This is a genomic window from Candidatus Sordicultor fermentans, assembly GCF_012728195.1.
Lineage (GTDB): Bacteria > Atribacterota > Atribacteria > Atribacterales > Caldatribacteriaceae > Sordicultor > Sordicultor fermentans.
Genome location: NZ_JAAYFP010000127.1, coordinates 1 through 5,137, shown reverse-complemented (window position 1 = coordinate 5,137; position 5,137 = coordinate 1). Strand labels below are relative to the sequence as shown.

General features: G+C 41.8%; 6 protein-coding genes. All 6 read left to right on the top strand.

What is annotated here, in order from left to right; translation table 11 throughout:
• The coding region (locus tag GXZ17_RS06810) for a GolD/DthD family dehydrogenase (RefSeq protein WP_409376540.1) at positions 1-711 on the top strand (711 nt) is incomplete at its 5' end.
• 14 nt (positions 712-725) lie between these two features.
• Positions 726-1,478, top strand: coding sequence for an SDR family NAD(P)-dependent oxidoreductase (locus GXZ17_RS06805; protein WP_409376539.1), 753 nt, complete (start codon positions 726-728; stop codon positions 1,476-1,478).
• Between the two features lie 14 nt (positions 1,479-1,492).
• Positions 1,493-3,016, top strand: a complete 1,524-nt coding sequence (gene xylB / locus GXZ17_RS06800; RefSeq protein ID WP_409376538.1) for a xylulokinase — start codon at positions 1,493-1,495, stop codon at positions 3,014-3,016.
• 20 nt (positions 3,017-3,036) lie between these two features.
• Positions 3,037-3,495, top strand: coding sequence for a ribose 5-phosphate isomerase B (rpiB, locus tag GXZ17_RS06795; protein WP_409376537.1), 459 nt, complete (start codon positions 3,037-3,039; stop codon positions 3,493-3,495).
• Between the two features lie 2 nt (positions 3,496-3,497).
• Positions 3,498-4,496 carry a dihydroxyacetone kinase subunit DhaK gene (gene dhaK / locus GXZ17_RS06790; protein ID WP_409376536.1) on the top strand — a complete coding sequence of 333 codons (999 nt, stop codon included), beginning with the start codon at positions 3,498-3,500 and terminating at the stop codon, positions 4,494-4,496.
• Positions 4,497-4,508: 12 nt separating this feature from the next.
• Positions 4,509-5,137: dihydroxyacetone kinase subunit DhaL (gene dhaL, locus GXZ17_RS06785; protein WP_409376535.1), on the top strand; the 629-nt coding region annotated here is incomplete at its 3' end.

Here is a 5,137-nt window from a genome sequence, read left to right as displayed (position 1 = left end):
GGAGGAGCTCAAGGGATTGGTAAAGCAATAGCTCTACTCTTTGCCCAGAAGGGGGCAGATTTGATCCTGGTGGATATAGCAGAGAAAGTTAAGGAAGTAGCACAGGAAATTGAAGGATATGGAAGAAAAGCCTTGCCCCTTGTTTTTGACCTCACTGATTTTGATAAATTTCCTCAAATAGTAGACCAAAGTGTTAAAGCTCTGGGGAAAATCGATATTTTAGTTAACAATGCTGGAGTGGGATTATTAGATGATGCAGAGAATTTATCCCCGGAGATGTGGGATAAAACTATGGATATTAACTTAAAAGCTCCTTTTATGCTCTCTCAAGTGGTGGGTCGACAGATGATTAAGCAAGGAGGAGGAAAAATCATCAATATTTCTTCTCAAGCTGGCATCATCGCTCTGGATAAACATGTAGCTTATTGTACCAGTAAAGCAGGCCTTATTGGAATGACTAAAGTTTTGGCTCTGGAATGGGCCGAGTTTGGAATTAGAGTTAATGCTATTGCTCCCACCGTAGTTCTAACTGAGTTAGGCAAAAAAGCCTGGGCAGGAGAAGTAGGTGAAGCTATGAAACAGAAGATACCTACTCGACGTTTTGCCTATCCTGAGGAGATTGCTGCTGGAGCCTTATACTTAGCTAGTGATGCTTCCGATATGGTAACCGGTACTACTTTAGTTATTGATGGAGGATATACTATTCAATAAGAGGGAGGAAAAATATGAGATTACAAGATAAGGTTGCCATTGTTACTGGAGCGGGAGCAGGGATTGGGAAAGCTATAGCTTTAGGCTTAGCTCGAGAAGGAGCTAAGGTAGTGGTAAATGATATCAATCAAGTAACTGGCCAAGCAACTGCTCAAGAGATAAAAGAAAAATATGGGAGGGAATCGCTTTTCCTTGCTGGTGATGTAAGCCAGTGGAGGACAGCTGAGCTTTTGCGGGATACTACCTTAGAAGAATATGGAAGAATAGATATCTTAGTTAATAATGCGGGAATTATGATTTCCGGATTGGTAGTTGATTACCGAGAAGAAGACTGGGATAAGATATTTGCAGTAAATGCCAAAAGTGTTTTCCTTATGTGTAAAGCAATAGGTAAGGTGATGATGGAGCAGAAATACGGAAAGATAGTAAATGTGGCTTCTATTGGAGCTAAAAATGGTGATAAGTATCAAGCTGCTTATGCTGCTACTAAAGCAGCGGTTATGAACTTTAGTCGAGCATTCTCTCGGGAAATGGCTCCTTATAATGTAAATGTTAACTCCATCTGTCCCGGAGTAGTAGAGACAGAGTTAGGTAAAGTGAATCTGGATGACCCCGAGAAACGAAAGAAGTTTATTGAGATGACTCCTAAAGGGAGAATCAGTGTTCCAGAAGATATGGTAGGATTAACCATCTTTTTGTGTACCGACGAATCAGAGTTCATAGTAGGTCAAGCTATCAATGTAGACGGAGGGATTCTTTACTACTAAAGGAGGAGCTACCTTTGAGTAAAAAATATATTTTAGGAGTGGATCTGGGGACCTCTTCTATTAAAGCTTCTCTTTTAGACTTGGAAACTCACTCTATTCTCCGGGAATCGGTAGAGTTATCAGTATCTTACCCTGATTCTTTTAGTGCCGAGCAAAATCCTGAAGATTGGTGGAAGGGATTCTGTAAGTTAATTTCCCAGCTGAGGTCCCGGGTCGGAGATTTAGATAAACTATCGGCTATCGGGTTGTCAGGTCAGATGTTAGGCTTGGTTCTACTGGATAAAAAAGGTAATCCAGTGCGTCCCTGCATTTTGTGGTGTGATCAGAGAAGCTACCAGGAGATAGAAGAGATAAAGGAAAAGGTGAGCCTGGAAGAGCTTTTAAAATATACTGCTAACACTCCTCTCACCGGTTATTGGCTTCCCAAGATTCTATGGTTAAGAAAACATGAACCCCCAGCGCTTTCTCAGACTTTCAAAATGCTTCTTCCCAAGGATTTTTTACGACTTAAACTGACTGGTACTTTCACAACTGAGGTGTCTGATGCTTCCAGTACTTTTTTGTTTGACGTATCTAATCGCCGCTGGTCAGAGAAGATGATAGACCTCTTTGAGATTAACCGGGATACTTTACCCCAGGTGGTTGAGTCTCCAGAGATAACCGGTTATGTTACTCCTCAAGCCTCTTTAGAGACTGGTCTTCCTGAAGGTATTCCAGTTGTAGGGGGAGGAGGAGACCAGTCTTCTGGAGGAATAGGATTAGGGGTGATACATCCGGGGCTTGTTTCTTGTGTTTTGGGAACTTCCGGAGTGGTGATGGCCCAAACTGAAGAAGCCAAAATGGACCATCAAAATCGAGGGCTGCATTCTTTTTGCTATTCTATTCCTGGAAAATGGTTTTTGATGGGTTGCACTTTAGCTGCTGGCGGCTCCTATCAGTGGCTATTTAACTCCTTAGCTAAGTTAGACAAAGATTTGAGCTTTGATAAATTGAACTCCTTAGCTGGAGAAGTAAGCCCGGGAAGTAAAGGGTTAGTTTTTCTTCCCTATCTCATTGGAGAGCGAACTCCTCATTCTGACCCCAATGCTCGAGGGGTGTTTTTCGGTTTAAGCTATGAACATGATATTCGTCATATGATTCGCTCGGTGATTGAAGGAGTAGCTTTCTCTCAAAGAGAATCAGTAGAGATACTAAAGAGCTTTTCTTTGACTGCTCAGAAATTAACTCTCTCTGGAGGCGCAGCCCGGAGTCCTTTGTGGTGTCAGGTTATGGCTGATGTGATGGATATGGAAGTGGAAACCACTAACATAGAAGACCCTGCTTCCACTGGAGCAGCTTTCATTGCCGGAGTGGGGACGGGAGCTTTTGCCTCTTTCTCCGAAGTTTGTGAGAATTTTATTCAGCCAGTAGAGCACTATCAACCTGATAAGAGAAATTCTCAACTGTATCAAACTCTTTTTGAAAAATACCGAGCTCTCTATCAGGTGCTCCGGGGTTTTTATCCTGATTTTGTTTCTCTTCAAAAAGAAATTATTTGAAGTAAGAGGAGGTGTTATTTTTGTATCTGGTTATTGCTTCTGACCATTTTGGATATCCTTTAAAAAAAGTTATTGTGGAGCATCTCAGGGAGAAAAATATCGAGTTTGAAGACCGAGGGGTTAACTCTGAAGATGAAGTGGTAGATTATCCTGATGTAGCCCGAGAGGTGGGGGAGGAAATAAGCAAAGGGAAATATCAGTATGGAATTTTAATCTGTGGAACAGGTATAGGCATGGCTATGGCGGCTAATAAAATTCCGGGAGTTTACGCTGCCTGTGCTCATGATATTTATTCGGCAGAAAGAGCTAAAAAGAGCAACAATTCCAATGTCTTAACTTTAGGAAGACACATTGTAGGGCCAGAGTTAGCTAAAATGTTAGTAGATGCCTGGTTAGGAAGTGAGTTTCAAGGAGGGCGGTCTCTTCCTAAGGTAGCTAAAATCAAGGAGATAGAAAATAAATATCTCAAGGGGGAATGAAAGTGAAAAAATTCATTAACCAACCAGAAAACTTAATTGAGGAGATGTTAGAAGGTTTTGTAATAGCTAACCAGAATAAAGTAAAGAGATTAGAAACTGAAAGAGTTCTGGTAAGAAAAGACGCTCCAGTTACAGGGAAAGTAGGAATAGTTACTGGGGGTGGTTCAGGACATAAACCTGCTTTCATTGGCTATATTGGGAGGGGTTTAGTGGATGCTGTAGCCGTGGGAGATATTTTTGCTGCTCCTCCGGTGCAGAGAGTGTATGAAGCTATTAAAGCTGCCGATGCCGGAAAAGGAGTGCTTCTGTGTTTGGGAAATTATTCTGGAGATGTGATGAACTTTGGTATGGCTCAAGAGTTAGCTCAGTCAGAAGGAATAGAAGTAGAAAGTGTCATAGTTAATGATGATGTAGCGTCTTCTCCCAAAGAGAGAATGGATAACCGGCGAGGAGTAGCCGGAGAGGTAATACTCTGGAAAGTAGCAGGAGCATTAGCTGAAGAAGGAGCAGATTTGAAAAAGATTAAAGAAGTAGGAGAAAGAGCAGTGTTTAACACTCGTAGTATGGGGGTAGCTCATACTCCTTGTATCTTACCCACTACTGGAAAACCTTCTTTTCAGATTGGAGAAGATGAAATGGAAATCGGAGTGGGACATCATGGCGAGCCAGGGATTAAAAGAACGAAAATGATGAGTGCCGATGAAGTTACCGAACTTCTCACTCGCCAGGTTTTAGAAGACCTTCCCTTCCAAAGAGGAGATGAAGTTACCGTTTTAGTTAATGGTTTAGGCTCTACCTCTCTTTTAGAGATGTATATTTGTTTCCGTAAAGTAGCCCAAATTCTCTCTGACTATGGAATAAAAATTCATCGTACCTATATGGGAGAGTTCTTTACTTCTTTAGAGATGGGAGGCTTTTCAGTAACCCTAACTAAGATGGATGAAGAACTAAAAAGATTGATAGATGCTCCTTGTGATGGAATACATTTTGTTCAGCACTGAAGGAGAGAAATTATGTCCCAATCTATATCTATAGAGAAAGTAAAATATGCTTTACATAAGGTAGTGGAAAACCTGGAAAAGAATCGCCAATATTTGAATGACCTCGATTCCCCCATTGGTGATTCTGACCATGGAGAGAGTGTTTGTAATGCTTTTCATAAGATTCAAGAGATAGTAGATAAATTCCCAGAAGAGAAAAGAGATATCGGTGAGCTTTTACAAGCAGTAGGGAAATCTATAGTTCTCTCTGGGGGTGCGGCTATGGGTCCTCTTTACGGCACTGCTTTTATGGATGCTGGAAAGGCAGTACTGGGAAAAGAAGAGCTTACCCCTGCAGATTTAGTCCAGATGTGGGAGGCTTTTGCTGGAGGGATACAAAGGAGAGGACAGGTAGAGTTAGGGGATAAAACTATGTACGATACCATTTATCCTTCTTTTTTAGCTCTTCAGAAAGCTTATGAGGAAGGAAAATCCTTGAAGGAGATGCTCCGGGAGGCAATTGAAGGAGCTCAGGAAGGTATGGAATCTACTAAAGATTTGGTCTCCAAGCGTGGTCGCTCCAGCCGCCTGGGAGAGAGGAGCCGAGGTCATATTGACCCGGGAGCTGCCTCAAGCTATTTTATAATTGAAGCTTTTTTTGG

Bases quoted from the DNA above. Each gene is read 5' to 3' on its own strand.
- GXZ17_RS06805 (WP_409376539.1), top strand. From the start codon at position 726: ATGAGATTACAAGATAAGGTTGCCATTGTTACTGGAGCGGGAGCAGGG.